This window comes from Shimia ponticola (genome assembly GCF_007995215.1).
GTDB classification, from domain to species: domain Bacteria; phylum Pseudomonadota; class Alphaproteobacteria; order Rhodobacterales; family Rhodobacteraceae; genus Shimia_B; species Shimia_B ponticola.
Window position 1 is genome coordinate 32,136 of record NZ_VCDK01000008.1, and the last position, 24,801, is coordinate 56,936.

15 protein-coding genes are annotated in these 24,801 nt (G+C 60.4%); 5 read left to right on the forward strand and 10 right to left on the reverse strand.

The genetic code is table 11. The features are described from left to right. Positions 1-150 precede the first annotated feature (150 nt). From FE702_RS17360 to FE702_RS18700, 3 genes are read left to right on the forward strand one after another with little or no spacing between them, the layout of a single operon-like run. Positions 151-2,052 carry a hypothetical protein gene (locus tag FE702_RS17360; protein ID WP_186827149.1) on the forward strand — a complete coding sequence of 634 codons (1,902 nt, stop codon included), beginning with the start codon at positions 151-153 and terminating at the stop codon, positions 2,050-2,052. Then, complete coding sequence (locus tag FE702_RS17365) at positions 2,049-2,681, forward strand: hypothetical protein (protein ID WP_147127611.1); 633 nt, start codon at positions 2,049-2,051, stop codon at positions 2,679-2,681. Before FE702_RS17360 ends, FE702_RS17365 begins: the two co-directional genes overlap by 4 nt. Beyond that, entirely contained in the window at positions 2,678-4,660 is a 1,983-nt protein-coding gene (locus FE702_RS18700; RefSeq protein ID WP_186827150.1) for an N-acetylmuramoyl-L-alanine amidase, read from the forward strand. The genes FE702_RS17365 and FE702_RS18700 overlap by 4 nt, the downstream gene beginning before the upstream one ends. Positions 4,661-4,710: 50 nt before the next feature. Here FE702_RS18700 and repC read toward each other — a convergent pair whose 3' ends face one another. The 3 genes from repC to repA form a co-directional block, all read right to left on the reverse strand. Beyond that, positions 4,711-5,778, reverse strand: coding sequence for a plasmid replication protein RepC (gene repC, locus FE702_RS17375; RefSeq protein ID WP_147127612.1), 1,068 nt, complete (start codon positions 5,776-5,778; stop codon positions 4,711-4,713). Positions 5,779-5,953: 175 nt separating this feature from the next. Continuing rightward, a complete protein-coding gene (repB, locus tag FE702_RS17380; RefSeq protein ID WP_147127613.1) occupies positions 5,954-6,919 on the reverse strand; it encodes a plasmid partitioning protein RepB in 966 nt (321 codons plus the stop codon). Next, complete coding sequence (gene repA / locus FE702_RS17385) at positions 6,919-8,094, reverse strand: plasmid partitioning protein RepA (RefSeq protein ID WP_147127614.1); 1,176 nt, start codon at positions 8,092-8,094, stop codon at positions 6,919-6,921. Before repA ends, repB begins: the two co-directional genes overlap by 1 nt. A 460-nt stretch (positions 8,095-8,554) precedes the next feature. Here repA and FE702_RS17390 point away from each other — a divergent pair, with 460 nt between their 5' ends. Continuing rightward, positions 8,555-8,785, forward strand: coding sequence for a type II toxin-antitoxin system CcdA family antitoxin (locus FE702_RS17390; RefSeq protein WP_222611836.1), 231 nt, complete (start codon positions 8,555-8,557; stop codon positions 8,783-8,785). After that, a complete protein-coding gene (locus tag FE702_RS17395) occupies positions 8,785-9,081 on the forward strand; it encodes a CcdB family protein (protein ID WP_147127616.1) in 297 nt (98 codons plus the stop codon). The genes FE702_RS17390 and FE702_RS17395 overlap by 1 nt, the downstream gene beginning before the upstream one ends. A gap of 4 nt (positions 9,082-9,085) precedes the next feature. On the opposite strand, the gene FE702_RS17400 is transcribed toward FE702_RS17395, so the two are convergent. Genes FE702_RS17400 through FE702_RS17430 form a run of 7 tightly spaced genes read right to left on the reverse strand, consistent with a single transcriptional unit; the run spans position 9,086 to position 24,801 of the window. After that, positions 9,086-13,042, reverse strand: coding sequence for an eCIS core domain-containing protein (locus FE702_RS17400; protein ID WP_147127617.1), 3,957 nt, complete (start codon positions 13,040-13,042; stop codon positions 9,086-9,088). A gap of 3 nt (positions 13,043-13,045) precedes the next feature. After that, positions 13,046-14,431 carry an eCIS core domain-containing protein gene (locus FE702_RS17405; RefSeq protein ID WP_147127618.1) on the reverse strand — a complete coding sequence of 462 codons (1,386 nt, stop codon included), beginning with the start codon at positions 14,429-14,431 and terminating at the stop codon, positions 13,046-13,048. Between the two features lie 12 nt (positions 14,432-14,443). Further along, a complete protein-coding gene (locus FE702_RS17410) occupies positions 14,444-18,484 on the reverse strand; it encodes a hypothetical protein (protein WP_147127619.1) in 4,041 nt (1,346 codons plus the stop codon). Positions 18,485-18,511: 27 nt separating this feature from the next. Continuing rightward, entirely contained in the window at positions 18,512-20,182 is a 1,671-nt protein-coding gene (locus FE702_RS17415; protein ID WP_147127620.1) for a hypothetical protein, read from the reverse strand. Then, a complete protein-coding gene (locus tag FE702_RS17420) occupies positions 20,179-23,142 on the reverse strand; it encodes a baseplate J/gp47 family protein (RefSeq protein ID WP_147127621.1) in 2,964 nt (987 codons plus the stop codon). The genes FE702_RS17415 and FE702_RS17420 overlap by 4 nt, the downstream gene beginning before the upstream one ends. After that, complete coding sequence (locus FE702_RS17425) at positions 23,139-24,383, reverse strand: baseplate J/gp47 family protein (RefSeq protein WP_147127622.1); 1,245 nt, start codon at positions 24,381-24,383, stop codon at positions 23,139-23,141. The genes FE702_RS17420 and FE702_RS17425 overlap by 4 nt, the downstream gene beginning before the upstream one ends. Further along, positions 24,376-24,801, reverse strand: coding sequence for a GPW/gp25 family protein (locus tag FE702_RS17430; RefSeq protein WP_147127623.1), 426 nt, complete (start codon positions 24,799-24,801; stop codon positions 24,376-24,378). The genes FE702_RS17425 and FE702_RS17430 overlap by 8 nt, the downstream gene beginning before the upstream one ends.

The following is a 24,801-nucleotide window of genomic DNA, read 5'->3' on the forward strand; positions in this document are numbered from 1 at the left end:
TCCAACATACCAAAAGGGTTACCTAGGGTCAGGACAGCCATACTTGCGTTTAAATTGAACGCTGCCACGCTTTGACCGCGTGAATTGTATGACCGGTACTGCTGCCGGGCCTCATTTTTTTGAAAACGTATATTTTTGGGAGGAGACGTTTTGGCGATCTCTGAGGGAAGCGAAGCCGCGCGGCTGATGCGGCTGCCTGTCAACCATCCGGACATCACATGGAAAATGCGGTGCTGGCGCGAATGCGCGGCGATGATGTCTCACTATCTCGCCCGTGGGATCGGCCCCGGATATGAACACGGCGACGAGATCGAAGCCAAGTCCGCCGTGTTGGAAACCACCGTCGACAACCTGGACAAGATCAGCCGCGAGGAACTGCTGGCGCTCCATGAACTGCTGGCCGATGCCATCAAACCCGCTTTGCCCAAGTCGATTGAGCTGTTTCACCACGACGCCCAGAACAGTAGGATGAATTGGCTGGCACCCGTGGGGGCCATTCGCACACTGGTGGGGATCACTTTTGGGGCGATCGTCATTTTGATTGCCGTGATGACGACCGAGGATTTCGGTCAGCACTACTACAAGCGATTACTCAGTCAGCCAGAAACCAACACTCTGTTTTCATTGATCTTTTATGTCTGTCTCGCGGCTCTTGGCGCCTGTTTTTCGGTGCTCTATGACGCGCGAAGATACGTGGTGGACGGGACATATGACCCGCGTGTCGGCTCAAACTACCCGATCCGCATCCTTCTGGGCATCATGTCAGGGGTGATCCTGTCACAACTGCTGTTTGACTCGCTCGGCGGCAGCTTTGGACCACAGGTTCCCGGAACGGCAGAAGAGATCGAGAACAGCCGCATCGGACGACCTCTGACCGCCCTGCTCGGCGGCTTCTCGGGCCAGTTTGTCTATACGGGGCTGCAAAAGCTGGTGGACAGCCTGACGCTTGTCTTCTCGCCTGCGCCAGAGGACCGGCTTGCCGAACAAGAGCGCATGTTGCGCGCCGAAATGGCAGAGACGAATGCCGCCAAGGACGCCGAACGCGCCGTAAAAGGGGCCAAGTTGGCAACCGAGCTTGCCACGCATCGGAACAATCCCGACCGCGCCGCGGAGATTGTGGACCAGATCCTGTCCGTGGCCGTCGGTCAGCAAGGTCTGAAATCAAGCTTTGTGACCGATGAAAGCACCGACTCGATCCTTGGGCGCGCTCGGTCTGTTCTGAGCCTTGGCGAAGTGATGCTCGACGTCCTGCCCGATGGCGAGACGACCCGCATTCGCGGCGGGATCAGCGCGATCACTCAACGCATCGCGGATGTAGAGGCCCTGCTCGACAAAGCACGGTCATCAGAAGCCGCCGCGATTGCGCGGGACCTCAAGGGGATTCTGGACGGTGACGAACCGGTGAAACAGACCCTGATGACCTCGGCGCGCGCCTTGATCGGACCGGCACAGGCGCTCGGGTTGATCAGCAACCCGGCAGGCATCGCACTCAGCCTGCTCCTTGCAGGTGGCGGTCTGGTGGGTCCGGCCCGGGATCGCTTGCAAACGCTTATCCTAAACCGCCGCTATACGCCGCAAATGCTGCCGCCTGCGCTGGTGAATGAAAACACCGTGCTGCTGGCCCTGCAGGACCCGAACAATGCCGCCTTTGCGACGCTGTTGATTGATGCGGGCCTCGATACGACGAACAACGCAGGTCTTTCAGATCTGGGTGTTGCCATCACGGCGGGCGACGATGACGCGCTTTATGCCCGCTTTGGCGGCAATGCGGAACGCGAGGCCTTTGACGATGGTCTGAATACCCTGCGCGGATCGATACTGGCCTCGATTGTCGAGGTTGATCTGCCGCCAGACGCACTGGAAGCCGCAGGGGCAGACAGCCCATCCAAGCTGATGCGCGTGATCGACGCCCTGCGTGGGACACCGGAGAGCGAAAGCGCCCTGCACCGCATTTTCATTCTGACAGATTTCATTCGCGAGACCCGCAATAAGCCCGCCGAGGGCCTTGTGAAGTCGATTTTCAAACGCATTGCCGAGGAGGCTTTGACATGAAGGTATTTAACACAGTCGCGGCCATTCTTGCCGCTAGCGTCCTTAGCGGATGCGAAACGGGCGGCGCGATCACGACCCCGCCGGGGCCAGACACCGAATTGACCTGCGACGCCAGTGCGCAGGCCTGCGCCACACGGCACGCGATCAAGGCCGATGCCTGCCTGCGCTTGGCACAGGATGAAGTCCGCGCCGGACGGGCCAGCGGGGCCGAAGCGGTCCGCCGTGCAAGCTGTGCGCGTCAGAACTTTTCCACCGCCCTTGGCACCCTGCCCGATGCCCAAGGCAGCGTCGGGGCCGGAAACCTTGCCGCTCTGCGTGTGACGCGTCAGACAGCCACGACAACCAGCGCGGGACGTGCTGCCAATGACGCGCTGGATCAGGCGGCCACCGCCTACCTGGCGAAACACCCCGGCCTGAATGCCGGAGCCTACTATCAGGGCGACGCCGCGCTCTATCAGGCGCTGCGTGCGACCTCGCGGGATTGTGGACGGCTGACAATGGCCTCACAGCTCGCCATGGCTGCCGAAGCGCGCCAGAACCCGCCACGCGTGCCATCTTTGGCCAGCGCGATCGCGACACTGCAAACCCAGGCGTCCCAGGCCGCCGCGCAGGCCGGATGCGTCTCATGAGCATGGTATTGCGCTATGAGCTTCCGTTGCGCTTCAACCCGGCGGTTGTCACGCTCCAAGACCGTCTGGTGGCCCTGAACCACCTGCCCAGTGGTGGTGCGGATGGCTATTTTGGCCCCGCCACACGCAAGGCGGTCAGGCGTTTTCAGGAATTCGCAAATCTGGACCCAAGCGGAACCGTCGACAGTGGCACAAGCCGCGAATTGGGATTGAGCGGTGCGAACGCGATTGTCTTTCGCCCCGTTGCGGCCATGTCGCGCCCACCGGTCTGGGACGGCCCCCTGCCCCAGGCCTCTCCGCAACGTATCATCCTGCATTGGACCGCTGGTGGCGCACGGGCCTCGTCAGTCGACCGCAAACATTATCATTTCCTCGTCCAACAAGACGGCACCATCGTCAAAGGCGTACATGGCATCGACGCCAATGACGCCCCCAAAAAGGGCAAATATGCCGCCCACACGCGCAACAAGAACACCAAGTCCATTGGACTGTCGCTCTGCGGCATGGCAGGCGCCCGAGAGCGCCCGTTCAACCCCGGACAGGCCCCATTCAACAAGGATCAGTTACAGGTCCTGACGCGGCTGGCGGCTCAGCTCTGCGCGCATTACCAGATACCCGTGACCCGTGAGACGGTTCTGGGCCACGGAGAGGTGCAGGATCTGCTTGGCGTCACCCAAAGTGCCAAGTGGGACCCGATGGTCCTGCCCTGGGACCCCAGCATGGGCAAACGCGCCGTCGGAGACATGATGCGGGCCATGGTCCAGGCCGAACTGAACCTGCAATCGGGTGACGCTTATGCGGACGATCTGGACGACTTGGGCGCGCCTCTGGACATCCTGATCGACGGTCAGATCGTCAATGGCGGGGTTTTGGACTTTGACACTGCCCTGTGGACGCATATCCCCAGCGTCGCGGATCAATTGGGCTGGACCATCACCGCAAGTGAAACACCCGGCGAGATGGAAGTCCTGATCAATGACGCGTCGTTCTTCCTTCCGGTGCAGGAACTCGAAACGCAGCGGAACGGAATGCAGTCTGGGTTCATTCCCGTGCAGAAGCTGGCCGAAGAATTGAGCCTCTCTGTCACGCTGAGCGATGACGGATCACTGGTCACCCTCGGGGGTGAGATCGGGGGAGCGTTGCCGGCTGACAACGGCGTGGCGCGACGACAGATCACCATTCGCCCCGGCGATACGCTCAGTGCGATTGCCCGACGTGAACTGGGCGATGCCACCAAATGGCGCGAGCTTCTCGACAGCTCCGGCACACCCTTTACCGAGGCGATGGCGCTACGGCTGCGAGCGGGTGATACAGTCATCATTCCGGGTCCAGATACGGCCCCTGCCCGGCCCAAGCTGAGTATGCCGGATGATCTGGCCGGTCTATTCGCCGAGGCCGCTGCGATGTCATGCCATCCTCTCAACCGAGACGCAGCCCGCGAAGCGGCCAAGGTGATCATCCCCGCCTGTTTCGAATTCGGCGTGCTGGACCTGTCTCATATCGCCTACATCTTTGCGACGGCGGAACACGAGACCAATCTTGGACGTCTGATGGTTGAGGTTTGGCGCGACTCAGCCGAACAGAAAAAGTACGAGACCAACCCCTCGAACTCTAAGAAAGGCGATGGCAAGAAGTTCAAAGGACGCGGTTTCGTGCAACTGACTTTCCGTGAGAACTACGCCAAGTTTTCCAAGTCTCTCGGGATCAATCTAGAAACCGATCCAGACCGCGCCGCTGACCCCGAGATCGCGGCCAAGGTGCTGGTTCTTGGGATGGACCGCATGGGCTACCGCAGTCCGAAGCTGGTCCTCAAGAAATACGGCGTCGATGGAGCCTTTGATTTCGAAGCGGCGCGGCAGATCGTGAATGCCGACACGAACCGTTGGTCCAAACGATACAAAACCACGCGCGGTAAAGGTATCGGCCTGAGTGCGGAGCGGTATCGCGAGGCGTTTCGCGCCGCCGGTATCCAGCTATAGAGCCTGTTTTTGGTCAATTTGTCAGCTGACAATTGTGTAAGCGCCTGAAATCAAACAGGTATCTCATTTGTCAGCTGACAATTTTCGCGATTTGCCAGCCGTTCGAGTAATTTCAGTGGGTCTGCTTGACGAGATAGCTGATCCCAAGCAGACCGCGTCCTTTGAACGGTCTCAAAACATGCCACCAAGGTGAATACAGCCAAGCTTGCCACCGCATCTCCCAACCGCGACCGTGCTCTCTGCAAATGCTGAGGACTGAGACCGATCATGGGTGCTAATGTTATGGCGGTGTTCAGTGCTTCTGCTTCTGAATGAATTGGGTACCCAACCATATCCTGGGCAGTCTTGGTCACATCAGAAATCCAATCCTTGTTTTTTTTATATCTGTGATTGGGTTCTATGTGCCGCTCATTTTGGCTGTCGTTGCCGCTCAGTTCTTCTGTTGGTTGCTCTGTTTTTGTCAGCTGACAATTCTGGGCGAGTTGGGCCTTGGCGCGTTCATAGAGCGTCGTCCAGACATTGAGCCCGAGCTTGCGACGCAAGGAGCGCGTGAGGTCGATCATAAGTTCTGAAGCGACGTCCATGTGGGCCAGTAGTTCTTGTCTCAAGGCCAATACCGCAGCCCGCATTTGTGCGATCCGCTGTTGCGTTTCGCGCGCTTCTTGCGCCAGTTTCGCAATGGCCCCGGCGCGGAGGGCGAGAGGGCCAAGATCAAAGCCGAACGCGAGCTCTTGGACTGAGGATCGTCTGCAATAGCGTTTCCGGTTCGCGCTGTCGCGGCGTGTGATCAGGCCGGCCTTTACGAGGTGCGAAATGTGGCGGCGCAGGGTGCTTTCAGGCATGCCCCCCAGACGGCTGGCAAGCGTGCGGTTCGATGGAAAGACAACTGCTGATCCCATGATCGGGGCCAATTGTCGTGCCGGGTGAAAGCTGATCAATGCGCGCAGGACGCCAAGGCTGCGATGGCTGATGCCCAAAGCGGGTGCAGCCTCTGTCAGATGATCAAGGATGGTCCACTTATCCGGCAGGCCGGAATGGTCGTTTGCATCTGCGCTCTGTGACATGTGCTGGGCACAGCCTCCTTGGCGCGATCCTTGGGTCAGGTCACGGTCCGTCATGTTTTTTTTTGTCGAGAGACAACAGTTTTTTGCCCCTGTGCCGTGCGGCCAGAGTTGACAGGTCTGGATCAGAGGAGGTACTTCGAAGGTGCTAAGCTTACGAAGGGCCTTCTGGGATGACTATCTCGGGGGGCCTTTTCTTTTGTCGCCTGTGATCTCGATCTCCTCCTGTTTTCTACTGCTCGTTTTGGTCTTCTGCCGTGGCCGTTTGCCAGCGGGCATGAAGGTCTGTCATGACGGTTTCGGCGTTTTCAGCAAGCCAATCGGCAAAGCCGCCTTGGGTGGGCACCGTCATGGTCACGCCTTTGCGTGTTGTCTTTACATCCGCCACAACCCCGGACGCGCCCTTGATGCGGCGCACGGGGGCAGGGGCCTTTTTGTCAGCCGTTTTCTTGGGCTTGCCCTTGGCTGCTGCCAGAGCGCCCTCAAAGCGCCTGTCAGAGGGCAGGGGGGCAGTGTCGGGATGTCTGAGAAAGCTCAGGACACGTCCCATCGCTCCAGGTGTCTCTGACACACGCACAAATTCAAGCCATCTGTCCCGGCCAATACCGTGCGCTGGACCAATCATCTTGAGCCGATCCAGCGGGATGGCCTGACCTACCTTGAGCATACGGCTCAGCATCGGCTGATCGGTGTTCAAAGCAGCGGCAATCGTGTCGCGGTCGTAATCCGCAGCCGCCATTTGCGCTGCGAAAGAGGCTTTTTCGACAAAGCTCAGGTCCTGCCGGGCCGTGTTCTCCTGGCCCTGCGCCAGAACCAGTGCCTGATCATCCAACTGGCGCACCATGGCCTTTACCGGCTGCTTCAACTGTCGCAGAGCCTCAAGCCTGCGGCGGCCATAGACAATCTCGTAGCGGCCCGGATGGGTGGGGTGAGGGCGCACCAGAACCGGAACCTGCTGACCATAGGTCGCAAGGCTCGTTTTCAGTTGTTCCATCGCTCTCAGATCGGTGCCGATCCGGTCCTCGACGCCTGCATTGTCGATCTTGGAAGGATCGATCTCTTGAACAGCGTTTTCCTGAAGCTTGGTCAAAGAGGACTGCAACGCGCCGACAGCGCCGCGTTTATGTGGTGCGGCCTTGGCGACGGATGGGGCAGGGGGGGTGCCTGCGTTCGGGTTCAGGATGTTTTTACGGGCCATCAGCGTCTCCATGCCTGTTGCATGAGGGCCTCTAGCTCATCATTTACGGCATTGAGTGAAGCCACCGCACGGTCATAGGTCTGTCGGTTGAATTGGGCGCGCTCGACCTCATAGAGCGTCTGCTGGGTCAGCCCGGCATCCGAAATGGCCGTGGATTTCAGCAAGGTCGAGATCATCACGTCATCGGGAAACAGCGTCCGCAGAAAGCTTACGACCTGCTGCTGCGGTCCGTCTGCTGGCTCATATCGGTTGATCAGAAAGCGCATGAAGTCGAATTTCATCTCGGCGCCCGCATCGGCCACGACGTCGAGCAAATCGGCGCTCATCTGGAGGAACTGCGCCATGGAGGCGACGTCGAGCATGTTCGGCACAATGGTGATCACGACAGACGTCGCCGCACAGAGCGCCGACATCGTCAGATAGCCAAGCTGCGGCGGGCAATCAAACAGGATGACGTCATAATCGGCTTCGACCTCTTCGAGGACGGCGGCCATGCGTGAGAAAAACGGAGGCTGGATATTGTCGATCAGGGCGCGGGGCGTCTCGTGTTCAAATTCCTGAAGCATCAGCCCACCGGGGGCGAGGTCGATGCCGGTAAAGAACGTCTTTTGGATGACGGCTGACAACGGCACCGGATCTTCGTAGCGCAGGGCGTCATAGACTGATCCGCTGTCGTAGAAATCGACCTCCGGCTGGAACCCGAAGAGCGTGGTGAGTGACGCCTGCGGATCGACGTCCACACACAAGACGCGGTATCCCTTGAGGGCAAATCGCTGGGCGGTATGGACCGTGCTGGTTGTCTTGCCGCTGCCGCCTTTGAAGTTCAGGAAAGCAAGCGCCTGCACCCTGTCGCCGTCGCGGCGGCCGGGCAGGTAGGTGCCGGGTGTCTTGGCCGTCGACTCAAGCGCATGGCGGATCGCGGTGATGTCGGCGGCCGTGTATTGGCGGCGGCCACCGGCGCTGGTTTCCACTTCTGGCAGTTTGCCGTCGAAATGCAGTTTGCGCAGGAATGATGTCGAGATGCCCAAGAGGTCAGCAACTTCGCCCGCCGAAAAGGGGCGCAGCGTTTTCCGGGCATCCGGAGCGAACACCGTCCGCATATGCGCCTCAAGCGCAGATTGAAGCGACGCCGCGCTCGCGCGCACGCGTTCGTTGATGTACACATCCTGTGTCATGTTTGGGTCATGTCCCACACCGCCGATCTTGCCCGCCTCTGGGCGTTTTGCGCGCCCCGGGTCTTGATCGCCTCAGTAACGCTTTTGAGTGCTTTAGCACCCTTTTCCGTTTCTATAGGTGGGAAATCAGCGAGTTGTCCACAGATTCGGTACGGCGAGACCAAGATTCTGACACCACAAGATGTAGTGGAATTGATCCTTCAAGTCAGCTATCCAAGATAAGCCACTGAAAATCAGTGAAAAATGGGGGGTAGAGTCTAAACAGACCCTTTTCCAGCCCAGAATGGCCGAGCGGCTGCGTGTTTCACATCCTCTGATTGTTCGGCCCATGATGCAGGCGGCACCCTATATCCTGCGTCCATGTGAAGAATCGCTCAGGCAACGACTCACTCACCAGCGATGCGCATGATTGATGCACATATCCGGCTGCGCTATGATTGATCAGAACAAGGAGACCTCCGTGACAGCACCCGTTCGCAAGCCAACAAACCTGTCTCTCGACAGTGCGCTTCTGGCCGAAGCGCGGGCCTTGGATGTGAACCTGTCCCGCGCGGCGGAAAGCGGGATCAAGGCCGAAGTGGCCAAGGCCGCCAAAGCCGCATGGCAGGAAGAAAACCGCGCCGCTCTCGAAAGCTCGAACGACCATGTCAAAGAGCATGGATTGCCGCTTGATGGCCACCGCGTTCTCTAATGGCGCAATATGACGTTTACGACCTTACCGGTGTGGGCCTTGTCGTTGATGTGCAATCGGATCTGCTTGATCCGCTGACGACCGCAGTGGTGATGCCGTTCATGGCACGTGATGCCGCGCCGACCCCTGCGCGCCGCCTGAACCCTGTCATTGAGTTTGAGGGGCAGGAGAGGGTGCTGGTACCGCAATTCATGGCAGCGGTGCAGCGCAGTGCCTTGCAGGGGCCTGTCGGCACCGTGGCCGAGCATCGCGACGACATAACAGCCGCGCTCGACATGGTGTTTCACGGCTTCTGAGCCACTACTCGGCGCTATATGCCCCTTTGCCACCAAACAGGTTCTCAGTCAGTTGATTTGATTTCTGCAATGACTGGAACACCCGCAGTTTGATCCCTTGCATAGCGGTCTTGGCCGCGCCTTGCTGGGCGGCGGGATGCAGATCGACGACGCGCTGAACCTCTTTGTTATAGGCCTGCGCCAATGCATCTTCGTGATCGACGGATTGCTGTTGGAAATAGGATTTTGGCGCATCGCGCAGCGTTTCCTTGATGCTGGCGATCTTGGTGTCACCGGTCTTTACGTAGTCGACCATATCAGCCTTGGCCGCATCTCGGGCCTGCTTGAACTTGGATTGTACTGTTGCAGCATTTTGACGGGTGCCAGGTGTGATCTGACGGTGAATGGCCGTGGTCACACGGATCGCATAGCCCTTGTATTCGGTGTAATCGGCCATCGCGCGCCCTTTGTAGAGCTTGTGGCTCAGCTGGTTCAGGCGGCCTTTTTGTGAACTGGTCAGTTCCTCGCCCTCGTCGGCGGCTTCCTTGGCGATCTCGGCCCGGGTGGCGGCATCGGCAATCACTTCCTCTTTCGCGGTAAGCGGCAACACTTTGTCGACCACATGGTCTGAATCGATCTGGTTTTTGACCGAATGCGTCGCGCCTGCGTATTTGCCGCCTTTGCCCTCGTCAGCCGTGAAATTCACTTTGGGGCTCAGCATTTTGTCTTCTGGTGCAATCTTGGATTCGGCCTGATTGACGTCGCCGGGCTCTGCGGAGGTCTTGTTGCCAAAATTAAAGAGCTTCGCATTCATTGCGCGCGCTTCGTTCAGACCCGCTTTTACTTTGCCGCGCAGGTCCGCGTTGCTCGACTCGTCGCCATTGGCCTTTTCCATCATCAGGCGCACTTCGTGATCCAGTTGCGCAATGAGCAGATCGGCAAGCTTGTTTTGGCGGGCTTCCTTGGTGGCCTCGCCCAAGGCCTCTTTGACCAATGCGACGGGATCTTGCTGTGCCTTTTGGACATGGGTCCGGTTAAAGATTGCCACAGCAGGTAGGTTCGAGCCGCTGGCATCAATTTCGCTCAGGTCGGCTTTGTCGGTGCTCTTGTTGGTGGCTTTGCCAGTGATGGCCTCGCGTGACGCGTCCTTTTTGCCCAGTTGCCCCATCGCATTCGTCGCGCCCGGATCGCGATAGACCTTTTCGTCGCCCTTCTTGTTTCCGGCGGTGCCTGCCTTGGCCTTGCTGGCGTCCGGGTTGTCCTGATCGAACAGGTGAATGTTTTTGAGAAGCGCCTTGGCATATTGCTTTTCGATCGTGTGATCGAGGTCGTAAACAGACCCGCGCGTCACGCCGGGTTTGATCTCTTTCTTGGCCGCATCCTGCAGCTCGGAATAGAGCATCGCCTGACCTTCAAACGTCGGATCGCGTTCGGTCTTGTTGCGCACCAGACAGGCATCGTCATGGCCCGCTGGGGTAAGGTTCGGGTCTTTCTCAACAGCAGCGCCTGCGTCGTTCAGGACCTTGGTGAGGCGGTCGATTTCCTTTTGAAGGTCCGTCAAATGAACCAGTTGGCTCTTTTTTTCCGAGGCAAGATCGACACGGTTTTCATCGTCGGTCGTATCTTTGACGGTTTTGGACAGGGCATTGTTCATTTCCGGCCCAGCAGGGTTCGCAGATGGCTTGGCACCCTCCGGCTTCTTGGCAATTTCCTTCTTGGTGCAGGCCTGTGTCTCTTCGGCGGTGGACGGCGTGCTGGCGATCTTGATCACGATCTTGCGCTTGTCCTTTTGGGCGGCAAAGAGCGTGTGGTTTTCCTTGCCGATCTTGAACGCACCGGCAGGCAGTTTGCGTTTGCCGTTCAGTTTCTTCAGCAGTTTCGAGAAGAGCTTTTTGCCCTTTTTGATGACGAACTTGATCAGCTTGTCCATTGCCTTGGTGACGGGGGCCTGAAGCTTTTTGATGACGCCTTTGATCTTGGATGTGATGCCGCCCAAACCCAGTGCTGCCGCAAGGAAAGAGATCACGACCGGGACGGATTTGCCGATTGTCGCTTCGACGAAGTCGATGGCCTTTTGCACCTGACCTTTGGCGATGGCCCCGATCGAGGAAAAGATCGACTTGGCGACGTCCATGATCTGGTCCAGCCGCTCCAGAAAGGCGACGATCAGGTCGTAGATGCCCAGCACGACCTTGATCACGGCCCCCACCGGGTTTGACAGCCCAGCAAGCCAACTGAGGCCCGCCTTGATCACGGTTGTGATCACCATGTCCGACATGCCGCCGAGCAGCGTTTCTTTGAAGTTCTCGATCATCTCCAGCATCTTTTTCCAGATGCCGGCAAAGCCTTCTTTCAGCAGGACCTTCACGATCTCGACCGATTTCTCGATCATCGCGACCTTCTTTTCGCCTGAGGGTCCCAGCTGTTTGACCAGCCGCGCCCGGAAGTTCGCGTAGGTCAGGCCCAAGACCTGCATGACGATGCTCATGAGACCTTTGAAATCCAGCTTGGCAGGCAGTTCGAGGCCCGCTGACGTCAATGCCCCAAAGAGCCAGCCCAGAATGCCAGCCTTGAGGTGCTTGAGGATGTTGGCCCCGAATTTCAGGAAACCGCCAACCACGGATTTCACGAGGTTCAGGGCAAAGCCGAGCGGGTCCTTGACGATGTCGCCGATCACTTCGCCGGCCTGTTTCAGGATGCCCCAGACCTTATCCGCATAGGGACCTGCCAGCTTGAGCGCGCCTTGGATGACGAATTCAAGCACCTTGACAGTGATCCGTTTCACGAAGGTCAGGATGTCAGAGACCAGCCCACCCAGAATGCGCTTTGCGTTGGCGACGGGTGAAAATGAGATCAGACCATCATAGAGCTCTTCCAGTGTGTTCTGGATGCGGCTCCAGGTCAGGTTCAACTCGGTCAGTTGTTTCTTGACCCACTCAAACGCTTTGTCGATGACGCCTGCCTGCTCAAGCTGGTCAAAGATGGCCGTGCCACCGGGCAAGAGGCCAAAGAGCCCTCCGAGCAGGTTCTTGCCCGTCATCGCCACTTTGTCGCCCGAGATCAGCTTGCGACCCACGATGACTGTGATGAGGGTATAGCCCGGCACATGGCGAGCGGCGGATTCGGCCTTGTTCACCAGCCATCCAGCACGGCGGATGGTCGGGGTTTCGGCGCGTTGAGCCTCGTCCGTTTCCGTCCGGCGGGCAGGTGACGCACCGTTGATGGGCAAGGCGTCTGACCCGCGCGTTTGCTGCACGACATGGGTCAACTCATGGGCCATGAGGCGCGTGTTCGTCTCGGTTTCGCCGGGTCCAAGCCAGATGTGGTGCTTGTGCGTAAAGGCCCGCGCGCCGATGCGCGTCGCGGCCTCTTGGTCTGATTTGGTGGTGTGCAGGCGGACATCTTCGAATGATGTCCCGAAATGCGGCTCTACTCTGGCCCGAAGGCCAGCGGGGAGGGGACGACCGGGGCCGGGATTGGCGACCCGTTGGGTCACGTCAGAGGGTGCGAGCCCGCCCATGCGCCCGACCGTGGCCCCGTCCGGGCGTGCCGCGGAGACATCGCCTTCGGGATTGGGCGCGCTGCCGCCGGTATCGACCGGCGCGCCTGCGTCGAGTTCGTTTGTTTCCGTGTTCGACAGACCGTCGGTATTCACGTCCTGCGTGGATGGCAGGTCAAAGTCGGCTTGCTCTCCCGGCACAGGCTCCGGCGCGAGGTCATCTGTGTTGGGTTGGTCTTCTGACCGCCTCAGGGGGGCTGCCTGAGGCGCGGTGGGTGCATCGGCAACGGGCGCTGCCAGAACCGGTGCAGAGGCGCCGACCACGCGGGCGGCCATGGTTTCTGCTTCGCGTTCTGCCGGGTCGTTGACGGCTCCTACGCGCAGGGCAGGGGAGAGGACAGCGCGTGGGTCCATCCGGCGCACCGGCACCACTGGCGCGCGGCGCGGGGCAGGGGCCTTGGTCTTGGTGCGCGCCTCGGCCATCGGCTACTTCTTCACCGGGCCGAGAGGCGGCAGCGGATCGGACAACTTGTATTTCTTGGGATTGGCTGCCGTACCGTGCTTGGCATTGTAGGCTTTGATGTATTTGTCGCGATAGGCCTGACACACGCTCAGATTACTGGATGTCTTCCAAGGATCGCTGCTGCCACGTTTGCGAGAAAGGCTCTCACCGCAATTTGGGGCCGCGACGCTGGTGGGTCGAAGCTGCGCCTTGGGGTCCTTCTCCAACCGGATTTTATTGGTCAAATCCACCACTTCGCCGTGGTTATGGCGCATCTTGCTATGCGCGTCGTCCTTGTGAGTTCCGTCGTTGTGGCGTTTGGCGTGCCCACAAAGCTCGTGGGCAAGGACGGACCAGTTCGAGGCGACATGCTCTTTTCCGGCTTTGTCGATGAACCCGTATTCCAACTTGGATTTCTTGGTCGGCATATTGACGTAGCCGCCCTTGGATTTCGTATCGAAATAGGTGGCCGGACCGCCTCGGCCGTGGCCAAAGAAATTGATGTCCCAATTGGCGGGTGAGGCGACCATGAAACACAGGCATTCGTTGGTCGTGGTTTCGGACTTTTTCGGATTGGGCTTTTTCGGATCCTTGGGATCGCAAATGTCTTTGGGCAGGATCACCTCACCCGACGCGGACAAGGTGATCTTGGGCGCGCCCGGAAATTCTTTGATCAGATCTACGAATTCGGTGCCATTCGTAACCTTTGATCCTTTGGGATAACCGGGCGCAGGGGACTTGTGGTTCGCAATCGTGATCTTGCGCCTCACGGCTGCGTCGCCTTGTGCCACATGGGCCAATTCATGCGCCATCGTGTCTGGCGTGTTTTGACCAGAGGCAAAGGCGATGTCAGACCCATGCGCGAAGGCGTCGGCGTCGATCCCGCGGGCCGCGGCATCAGCGGCGGGGCCTTCATGAATGCGGACAGATGAGAAATCCTGACCAAAGCGAGGTTCGAAGAACCCACGTTCTGCACCCGACATCGGACGTCCTGAGCCAAGGGATGTGATCGCCGTTGCTGCCGTGCTGCTCGCCGCCTGTGCTTTGGCACCCGGCGCGACGACCGTTCCGGCAGTCGAACGTTTCACGGTGTCGGCCTTCTCGGCAGCTTCGCATGCGGCACATTTGCGATGGACATGAGCGGGACGCGCGGTGGTTGGTTGGGCAGCCTGCGTCTGTGCTGCCGTTCCGCCCGCCATCACCCGTGCCGCCATGGCATCTGCCGCCTTTTCGGCGGGATCATGTGCGCCGCCGATCATCAGACCCCCGGTTTGGTCCTTGCTTTGCAGTTGCGCCGCTTGGCTGCCCGGATGGCGCACGGCGGGCGCGCGGCGTTTGGTTCTGCGGCGGATACGGCTGCGTTTGGCCATGACGCGCTCCTGTTACTTCTTCGTCGCGAAAAAGGACTGGGTTTGCTGTTTGATTTTCGAGGCGTCGTCACCAAAGAACTGGCCCAACTGGTCGTCATCCAGCACCTGCAACTGACCCATGGCGAAGAACCGGGATTGTTCGGCAAAGGCAGGAAGCAATTCCTTCGGTAAGACGAGGGAAATCGGCGTGTTCACTTTGACCATTTCGCGCAAAGCGGCGTTTTCGGCCTCAAGCTGATCCACCCGGTCCTGCAAAGGTCCCAAGTTTACCGACGGCGGCGGTGCGTCCTCAAGCGCATCGACGCGTCCCTCCAATGGCCCGAACTTGGTATTGTTCAACTCGTCAATCTGTGCTTGCAGACCCGAAGGATCGAACCCGGTCACCGGCGGTGCGTTCTCAAGCGTCGTAACGCGGCCTTCCAGTGTTCCGAACCTGTTGTTGTTCAGCTCATCAATCTGATCCTGAAGGCCAGACGGATCGAACCCGGCCACCGGCGGCGCGTTCTCGAGCGTCGTGACGCGGCCTTCCAGCGTTCCGAACCTGTTGTTGTTCAGCTCATCAATCTGATCCTGAAGGCCAGACGGATCGAACCCGGCCACTGGTGGTGCATTCTCGAGCGTCGTAACGCGAGCAACCAGCGGTCCGAACTTGCTGTCGTTCAATTCGTCGATCTGAGATTGAAGACCAGACGGATCAAATTCGCCGGTTCCCTCTTGGTCCAACCGAGCCACGGTGGTTTGCAGGTCCAACAATTCGGTTTCGATGGCCGACAGATTGACCTCTTCCGGGATCATGTTGCGAACGCTGTCGATCGTGACATTGAGTTCGTTGAATTTGGTTTGCAGGTCCGTATCGAGCGCGCCAATGGCGTCCTCCACCGGGGAGATATCAGGCACGACCGGCGGATTGTTCACAAGGCTTTCGACCTGAGCCTGCAAGCCGGGGATCATGCTCAGGTCAGGCGCATTGTTGCGGATATCCTCGATCTCGGCCTCGATGTTGTCGAGTTGCGTGCCGCGCAGCCCAAAGTCTTCGCGTAATCCTTCGACGTCACCGATCAGACCGCCCAACTGAGCACCGGTGCTGCCTTCTTCCTCGTTGTTTTGCAGATATTCGGCGACCAGCGACGGCAACACGACCTTCACGTTTTCGGTCACCACTTCTTCTGGCAGGGTCTTGCGTTTCAGATAGCCGCCAAATGGCGCGGCTTTGACGACAAAGACATCGGCGACGCGACCTTCGCGGTCGATGGTCATGCCGACACTGTCGCCCGAGCGTGCCTCGTAATTCAGGTTCAACGGCTGGGTTGGCGCCTTTTGAAGAACCTCGGCGATCCGCATATAGACGTCGCCTTCTTCAAGGTAGAAGACCGCATCCTGGATCAACTCGATCGAGGCCTCTTCGAGGATCGAGCGTGCCTTTTCCTCGCCATAGCCGCGCAGGTCGGCGCCGTTGATTTCCTCAAGGTTGGAAATGCCCGGATCGACGGGCCAGTAGGGGGATTCTTTGGCCTCTTCCAGCTCTTCGTCTGTCGGATTCCAGCTGAGCAAGGCTTCGGAAATCGTATCGATCCCATCGGCCCCGCCGCAGCGGTCCCCCAACTCGTTCAAGACAGGTCTCAGGCGGTCCCCGAAATAGTACCTTTCGGAGCGCCAGTTATGGGACTGCTTGCGGTAGGTGTAATTCGAGATTTCCCGCACAGCGAGGCCTTCGCCCGCCTTCGTCACGACAACAGCGGCCAGCGGAATCAAACCGCGATCCGACATGCTGTGCGTGGGACAGTCGATAAGCCCGCGTTCGCAGACACAGACCGCCTGCATGTCACGTTCGACAACAGCCATGGCCGTAAACAGTTCGACCATGAAGGCCAGCCGCGCGACACCGATGGCCAGTTCATCCCGCGCCTTTTCCGACGCCTCCTCGAACCGGCGTTTCGCATCGGCCTCCAGCGTCTGATATTGCAGTTTCGACGCCTCAGAGGCGTCCTCCAGCAACTCATCGCGCAGTTTTTCCTGAAGCGCGGCGACACGCTCAAATTCTTCTGCGTTCAGCATCAGAGTCGTGCCCATGCCGTCGCGGCTGGTGGCCCCGGTCAGGATCTTGGACAGGGCAATCGCGTCGGTTTCGTCGATCTCTTTCAGAGTATCACTGCTGTCGAGCTTGGTTTTGTCTTCCAGACAATCGCGGATGCGCTGTTCGAGGTTCCTGTCGTCCGGGCGGCGGGTAAAGGCCTCGTGCGACAGGAAAAAGCGCGGGCTCGCGTCAGGGCGCAATTGCATCGACAGGCACAGGTCCAGACCCAGCTCAAGCTGTTGATCTATGCTGCCAAGGACCTCGACGTCGCCCATTTCAAAGGTGATGTCGCCATGGGCTTGCAGCAAGCCATGGGGGTTGAGCGCGGTCCCGCTGGAGAGGGTCAGAACCGTGTCTTTGCCGGGTTCTGTTTGCAACCGGTGGCCGCAGATCACGCCCCAATCCATCATGGTGCGCAGCATGAGCCGCAAGGTGGCGTCATCATCGGCGGCGCAGAGGGCCTCCAACGCCTCGGCCACGGTGGAGGTATCGCCAAGCGTTTCGCAGCCGCTCTGCGAATTGAAGGCAATGCGCGTCGCATCGAGATCACACAAGGAATCCAGCGCCTCTTTGACGTTTTCCACCTCGCGCTGGACCTCGGTTTCGGGATCGAACGGTTCAAACACGCGGCAGCCGTCCGGTGGGCTGTAGGACACGTCATGCGCGGACAGATCGGTCAGCGCTGGAAACGCGGTGATTTGCGCGAGCGCCTGTTCAGGCGGAAGGAGTTCGCCATCGCCGATAATGCCGATCGGGCAGTGAAAATGGTCGATGCCATGGGGCAGGGCATAGGTGTCTTCGCCATCGGCCGTGGCGCCAACAAGGTAAAGCTGATCCTCTGGATCGGCGAACCGGCGCAACTCGACCAACCAGTAATCACCCACCAGCATTTCGCGGCCATCAAAGGCCAAACGTGCCGTGAAGCTGCCGGTATTGATGGTGATGCCGCTGCCTGAGAGCGTGGCGTTGCTGACACCGGTGGTGATGATATCGCTGCCGTTCCAGCGCAGGTGACCGTCCCAGCGGCGGATATAGGCATCGCCGCCTTCGCTTTCGATCACGGCACCGTCGATGCTGGCATCAAAGGCGGGCCGGGGGACAGGCGGCACATCATCGCCGCCCGCGAACCAGCCTTTGTAAGCCTCGGTCAGATCCGAGAAGAATTCGTAGACGACGGCCTCGCCTTCGCTGCGCTTGATGGCCTGACGCCCGGTGGTGGTGTTGGCCTCGACCGCAGCCGCGTTTTCCATCGACCAAGCCAGTTCGAAACCAGTGACGGTGCCTTCCTTATCGCGCTGGACGGCGACCACTTCGAGCCGCCAGAGCGCGTTGGGCAGGACCCGGTCCACCGTGATCCGGTCGGCGCAGGGATCGCATCCGCCTGTATCGCTGTCGGGGGCAAGCGCGCCGATCCGCAATTCACCGGCACCAGTGCGCGACATGGCCGGATGTGTGAGGAAACTGTTCAAGCCTCCTTTTGCGGGCAGATCGCCGTCCCACGGGACGGTTTTCACCTGCACCATGGTTTGACTGCGATAGCTGGTTTCGGTCCCGTGAAGGCCCGCATCCGTCAAACGTGGGTCCTGCACGGCCAGGATCGTGCGGTCCCAAAGATCGGCATAGAGCAGATGCGCACCTTCTTGCAGTTCTGGCGCGCCGGGATAGTCCAGTTGTGCCAGCACCTGCTCGGCAAGCGATTTGGCCTCTTTCGTGGGGTCGAGACGGAATTCCCCCCGTTTGCCTTGGGCAAAGACGGTCCCGTTGCGCAGCCGCGTGACTTCGGCCCCCCAATCAATCAACCCGCCTTTCGCGGGGATGCCTGTCCCGATGGTGGCCTGACCCAGCGCCTCGTCGCGGGCCTGCGCAAGTGCGGCCCCTTCGCCAAGGTCGGAATCTGTGACCATGCCTCCCTGAATATGGAAGAGGTTCGTGAATTGGGTGTCTTTGGCAGCGATTTGCCGGGAATTGGAGCCTTTCATGGCATCAGCCTCCTTACATTCTGAAAATCACGGATCGACCTGCGGCGGCGTTTGGGCCAGCAGCGGGTCGTAAAAACAGGCAATCTCCTGCCCCAGTGGCAGGAAGGTCTCTAATTTGGTGGTCAGCGCACGAATGGCGGCGCTGTGAAAATGATCATGGTGGGCACCCATCTCGCCGTTATCTTCGGCCCCTTGGGTCAAGGCGGTCGGCGTCGTGAGATCCAGCACACCAAAGCCCGGCTCCCCGAATTCGGCAGGCCGCAGAACGCAACGCGGATCTGCCTCATCCTCGTTTTCCGCGGTGAGATCAGGCAGCCAGAGTCGCACGAAATTCGGTGCGATTTGGGTATTGGTCGGACCAAGGCAGGCGCGTTCGCCCGGCGTCATCTCGGACGAAAGGCCAATGGACGAATAGCGCACGCAGGAAAACGGGCCATCGCCATCGCCGCTACAGGTCAGCGTGTCACCCACCGCCGTGATGATGCTGTCCGAGGCCTGAAGGCGCGCGGCCTCAATCGTTCCTGTGGCGGTTGTGTAGACCAGCCGGACAAGGCCGTTCGTTGCCATGACGTTCTGCGTCAGGCAATTGGTCATCGACACAATGGGTCGTTCGCCGGCAGGCGAAAGATGTGTGCCCAGAACGCTCAGTCGTGGAATGGCGCAGTCCTCTGCCTCCAGCGAGGCCCCTTGGTTCAGCGTGATCGTGTGACCGCCAAAGAGCAGGATGCCCCGCGCGATGTAGTGATTGGCGGGCAGAGGGAAATTCGCGTTCAGCGGGATGCGTATGCGAGAGGCCACAGGCAGACCGAGATGCGCACAGACCGCTTCGGCGGTGATGAGAAGCGAGCCATCAGACCCTGTGGCGGCGGCTTCCAGTGTGGCTTTGACATCCAGATCGGCGGGGGCCAGCGGCACGGCCTCGGCGAACATGCCCTGAGGCGGGCGCACGTGGATCAGCGTGCGGCGCGGATGCGGGCCGATTTCACCGCTTCCGTCGGGGTCACGCAGATCAGGGGTGCGCAAGGTGGTGTCATCAAAGCTGCCAGCGAAGCAGGGGATGCCACTGGGATTGTGGACCTTCCAGAACACATCCGCTGCATCATCACCCGCATCCTGCGCCGCCTTGAGCCGGAAAAGGGGGTTGGTGCCGTCCGGGTCCTTCACCGCCCGCGATGGGCGCGCGAAATCCGGGCAACCGCGTGGCATCATGGAGTCCGTCATCGCCTCGCCTGCCGCTGTATCAGGCGGGGTCGTGAACGGCGGTAGCGACATGCGCGGTGTTGTCAGAACGTGCCGCCAGCCTTCGCGGCTGACGGTTTCGGTGCCGCCCACCACATCGGCGACCCCGTCAATGGCCGACAAAGTGCCTTTGGATTTGTACCATGTGACGGCGTTGTTCAGTTCTGCGGCGCGTTGGGTCGGATCAGGGGCCACGAGCGTCGCGCCCACCAGCTCAGCCAGATAGGGCAGGAGCCATGGCTGGATCAGGCGGCCGTCAATCTCTTCTGCAAAGCTGTCGGCATGGGCCTGTTCGGTTGTGGCACGCAACAGGTCGAGCAGGTGACCAGAGCTATGCAGAAATGCTTCGAGATCCCCCAACTCACCTTCGGTCGGGTTGTCGCGATACCGGTATTCCTCGGGCAATTCGTGCCACAGGATGCGGCCTGCGCGGCTGCGTAGATTGGACAGGTCGGTCATTCGCCTGCTCCTTTCACTGTGATCCGAAGATGCGCTCCGCGGGGGTCCAACGTCGCGACCTGCACGGGCGTGAGGTAGACGGCGGCCATGGTGCCGTCGTTGCTTGCGGTGTGGCGCGGGGCCTCATTTATGCCTGTCACGGGGGCGACCGTGCCAAAATCATCGACCTGCGCGGTCAGTACACCGGTGACTGTTTCGAGAGCGGCCAGAACCTCCGCCTTGTAGACCGCCTGTCCGAATTCGCGCGTCTCTAGCGAAAAGGCGGCAAGCAGGGCGTCTTGGGCTGCGGCCAGAATGTCGGCCTGATCATAGGACACGAGGTCCGCGCGCACCGTTGCTCCGATATCAAGAAGAACAGACCCGAATTTGCGGAATGTCGGCACGACACCGGGGATGGCGTGGGCGTTGATCAACTCGGTGAGATTGCTCGTCAGGCCGGGCGTGAGCGGCGCTCCCGCTGAGGGGACAACCGTTATCACCACTTCGCGGATGGCCGAGGCGACGCTGCGCTCTTCGGCGTGGGCGCGCAGGATCGAGGCATGTCCGGCGGTCAGACGTTCGAAATCCTTCAGGGATACGGCGCGGCCATTGGCGACCAGCCGCGAGGGTGCGTTGCGGCGCACGGACTCGACCGCTTCGCGGTCCGCGCCGCCAGCGGTGGCAAAGGGCTGGTAGATCTCGCCGACCTTGGGGTGTTTCTTCATGGGCTTTTCAAAGCCCAGTGGCGGCACGGCATTGCCGCGCGACCCAACGCCGACGCGGTGGCGCAAGAGGCCGACATTGTTTGTCCCGGTCGGCAGGCGGCGGCGGAAATGGATGCGCAGCAATCCGTCTTCGCCCAGTGTCGTCGACCATGCCAGCGCGCCTTCGGCGCTGAGATCAGCGTAATCGCGATAGTCCCATGCCTCGCCGTCGACCGTGACGGTCATGTCAGGCACGACACCGCTGATCGCCTTGCTTGAGGGGACATGGCTGATTTCACCGACATTCACGGTAAAGACCTGCGCGCCGAACTCTCCGTCGCCTGATCCCAGCGTCTTGGGGCCCTTTTGTTCCCCGTGGGTGGCCGTCAGCACATTGAGCCGGATCAGCGTCGATCCAGTCACCAGATGCGAAACGTCTGCATCAGGTTCGATGCGCAGGCGCAGCGGGCTTTCCTGTTCGATCTTGATGATCGACGCAGATACATCCGACTGCCCCGGAGCCATTTCATCGCTGAGAATAATCGCGCGGCCAGGGCGCAGAACACCGCGCGCTTCGGCCGATACGCCATCCAGCGTGATTACCCGGCTTGATCCGGGCAAAAGCCGCTCCGGGTTGCGGTCATGACCCTGCGCCCGGATCGGGGTTTTGAGTGGGCCGTGGAACTCGGTTTCCTCGGGCGCAAGTGTCAACGGCCGGTCAAACGTCAGCTCATAAGAGCCAGTGCGCGTCGTGACCTTGACCACACGCAGCGGGATCAGGCTTGCTCCGTCTGCGCTGCGCGCGACCAGCCAGCTATCGGTAACCATTGACTTGGGTGGTTTGCCCGCAAAGGAGACGACTTTGTGACCTGCATCGCCTAGATCTGCGGTGATGCGGCTGATCTCATCGACCTTGGCGACCAGCGGGTCCTGATCCGCCAGTTCAAAGAAGGCGCGGCGACCTTCTGCGGCCTGACCGTCGATCTTGACCCCGGCTGGGTTGGCCGTATCGCCCAGCTTGAACGCCAGTTCGGCATCCGCGACGCCGACAAAGGACGGCGCGCCTCCATCCGCGAAATAAAGGCCCTCGACATCGGGAACGCCCAGCTGAAACTCGCCTTCTTTGTCGGCCAGTAATTCGATCAGCGGGCTGACCTTGACCTCACCTTCCAGGGCAAGGTCGGTTTGCAGGCTGATTTTCGCGCCTTCGACGGCGGCAATCTCGACAATCTCGGACACTCCGTCTGCAAGCACGCGCACCAGACCGCCAACCGACAAAGCGCCTCCGTCCACGAGGACAAGGTCCAGCACATTGGCTTTGGGTCGGGCGAGGCCTGCACGCACGGCTTCGACCTCGGTCAGCACTTCCAGATCGCCAATCGCCAGAGGGCTGACGCTGCTGCTATCCGCGATGTCGATCTGGGCGGTTTCATCCGGGTGTCGCGTGACGGCATCAATGATCGCGGCAAAGCCCTGCGTTCCATCCGTCGCGACCACGATATCCCCCGTGGAAAGGCTGGATTTCTCGGGCAAAAGCCATTTCAGGCTGCTTGATCCAAGCGTGACGTTTGTGCGGTTGCGTTGCCAATGACGCGGGCGCGCGGCGTTGAGATCAGGATGGGCGAGGATGTCGGACGCGGTTTCAAAAATCAGCGTGGCGCCGCCATCGGTGGGCGCGTATTTCATCGGTAGACCGGCTTTGACCTCGCTCAGGCCTGCGTCCGGTTTCAGGGTCAGCGCCACCAGCGTGCTGGCCGAGGCGGGTGGGGTCGGCTGATAGTTCACCAGAGCGGCCAGACGGCGTAGGTTGTCCCACTGGGTCGCGGTGCGCAGGTAGCCTTCGTTGGCATAGGCCTGCAAATGTCCTGTCAGAACGTGGCTTGCGCGCGCCATGGCACGCAGGATTTCCCATGCGTGGTCCGGGGTCGGACCGTCGGTGTATTGGTCCTGAAGCCTCGCGGCGCGGTCGCCCCGGCTTTCGGTCGTGTCGGGGATCACAGGTGCTATGCGGTCCCAATCGACTTTGGCCGCGAGGGCGCGCCATTGTTCGGGGGTGCGCAAAGCGCGGCGCACCGGATCGCTGTCATCCAGCCAAAGGTCACGCCAGTCATCGGCTGAGCGTGCATCGTCGGGTCCGCCGCGCATGTAGAGCCCCAGCGCCGCGAGCCGCAGTTCTTCAAGCCAGACAGCCGCGTTGCCATCCACATAATCAAACCGGGTCAGACCGGCGCGGTTCCAGCGGGTCAGGTCCGTGCGGGTATGGGGTGCATGGGTCATCCGACCTCTCCTCCGTTCACGGTGATGCGGATTGTGCCTTGGGCCGGGTTGCGCGGGGCGTTTTGACAGCGGATGAATTCGTCCGCCTCGACCGGGATCACGCCTTCGGATGTCTGGTCGGGAAAGGCGGAGCCGACGCGTTTGAACAGGTTCAGGCAGGCAACGGCCACACCTTCGACCTGCATCGCGGCTTCGATGATATCCGATGCATAAAGCCCTTCGCCAAAGCGCAGGCGTCCGGGTTCAAAGAACCCGCCCTGATCGGCTGTGAACACCTGTTCCAAGGCATGGCGAAGTTCAGAGCGGAAATAGCCGGGCTTGGCGCGGACCGAGAGCACGATCGACACAGACGCCGCGCGTGCCGTTTCAAGGAACACTTCTGAGCCGATCATGCGGTATTGCTCGATCATCCCGCGCAGGATGCGGCGTCCCGTCAGTCCCGCGTTCACAGGCGGCAGGTCGAGGCCCCGCGCGGCATGAAAGTCCTGAATATCGGCCCAGAGTTCGGGAGATAGCGCGCTTGGATGGGCGCTGTCGGATTCCGCGTCATGCAGGCTCTTGTCCAGTCCGACATCGCCGAACAGCAGCGCGGCGATCATGATCGAATGCCAGCTTCCAGTCCATTGCAACCGGGCCTGCGCGAGCGCGACCAAAGGATGGCTTTCCATGACGGTGGCATGATCCTGAACGGTCACCATGCGGTTCTGTTCTGTGATGCGACGCGGCGCATTGCGGCGAGCCGCCTCCATCTGGGCGGGGTTGGCGCGCCAGTAGTCCTCGATCAAGGCCCCCATGGGCGGCAGGTTGGCACGAGCCTCAGATTCGGAGGTGCCATCGGCCATGGCGCGGGCCAGGGCCTCTTTCTCAAGGCTGCGCTGCGTGCCGGCGTCAACCTCCCAACCGATCAGTTTCAGCAAACGGCGCACGCTTTCGGGGCGGCGGGCGGTGTCGATAAAGCGTTCGGCCTGCACCCGGTCGAGCGCGTGGGAAGCGCGATCCAGCGCGGCGGCCAGAACTTCGACAATCACCACCTCCATATCGGCACTGGTCCAGCGGCGGCGTTCGGGGAACCGGCTGGCCAGTTCCTGCATCATGAAGAGGCGGAAGCTGTCGTAATCGCGGGCCTTCCAGTCGAAATCATCGTCGATCCGGGGCAGTGGCAAAGGCAACACCGCCGCGCGCGACCCGCAATCGGGGCAGCCATCGTCAAAGCGCAGTTCGGGGGCGGGAAGCTCAGCCATTGGTCACCTCGAACGCGTGGGTTTCTTCGCGGTTCAGCGCGGCAATGGTGTAGGAAATGCGCACCATCAGGACCGCCTCGTTGCCGTCGCCTGCACTGACGCTAACCTGAATGGATTTCGGGTCGACTTCACCGGCAAGAGCATCGGCGAGCGCGCCATAAAGGCGGTTCTGAGCGAGCTCCCACAGCGGCTGCGCGTTCATTTCGAATACGTGTTGACGTGCGCCAAAGCCGTATTCGGGCCGAAACACGCGCTCGCCCGGTGAGGTGAACAGCACCTGTTCCACCTGTTCGCGAATGTGTTCGAACCGCTCGGACGTTGCCGCGCCTTCGCGGCCCATTCGGAAAGGGAACGACATATAGGCGACGCGGGGCAGGGTCGACGTGGCGCGGGTGGATGTGCTGGGTGTGTTCGTCAT

Excerpts from the sequence above, each read along its gene's own strand:
- repC (WP_147127612.1), bottom strand. The coding sequence starts at position 5,778 with ATGACGGACCGTGACCTGACCCAAGGATCGCGCCAAGGAGGCTGTGCC.
- FE702_RS17395 (WP_147127616.1), top strand. The coding sequence starts at position 8,785 with ATGGCGCAATATGACGTTTACGACCTTACCGGTGTGGGCCTTGTCGTT.
- FE702_RS17420 (WP_147127621.1), bottom strand. The coding sequence starts at position 23,142 with ATGACCCATGCACCCCATACCCGCACGGACCTGACCCGCTGGAACCGC.
- FE702_RS17410 (WP_147127619.1), bottom strand. The coding sequence starts at position 18,484 with ATGAAAGGCTCCAATTCCCGGCAAATCGCTGCCAAAGACACCCAATTC.
- FE702_RS17405 (WP_147127618.1), bottom strand. The coding sequence starts at position 14,431 with ATGGCCAAACGCAGCCGTATCCGCCGCAGAACCAAACGCCGCGCGCCC.
- repB (WP_147127613.1), bottom strand. The coding sequence starts at position 6,919 with ATGGCCCGTAAAAACATCCTGAACCCGAACGCAGGCACCCCCCCTGCC.
- FE702_RS17400 (WP_147127617.1), bottom strand. The coding sequence starts at position 13,042 with ATGGCCGAGGCGCGCACCAAGACCAAGGCCCCTGCCCCGCGCCGCGCG.
- FE702_RS18700 (WP_186827150.1), top strand. The coding sequence starts at position 2,678 with ATGAGCATGGTATTGCGCTATGAGCTTCCGTTGCGCTTCAACCCGGCG.
- FE702_RS17425 (WP_147127622.1), bottom strand. The coding sequence starts at position 24,383 with ATGGCTGAGCTTCCCGCCCCCGAACTGCGCTTTGACGATGGCTGCCCC.
- FE702_RS17430 (WP_147127623.1), bottom strand. The coding sequence starts at position 24,801 with ATGACGAACACACCCAGCACATCCACCCGCGCCACGTCGACCCTGCCC.
- FE702_RS17415 (WP_147127620.1), bottom strand. The coding sequence starts at position 20,182 with ATGACCGACCTGTCCAATCTACGCAGCCGCGCAGGCCGCATCCTGTGG.
- repA (WP_147127614.1), bottom strand. The coding sequence starts at position 8,094 with ATGACACAGGATGTGTACATCAACGAACGCGTGCGCGCGAGCGCGGCG.
- FE702_RS17365 (WP_147127611.1), top strand. The coding sequence starts at position 2,049 with ATGAAGGTATTTAACACAGTCGCGGCCATTCTTGCCGCTAGCGTCCTT.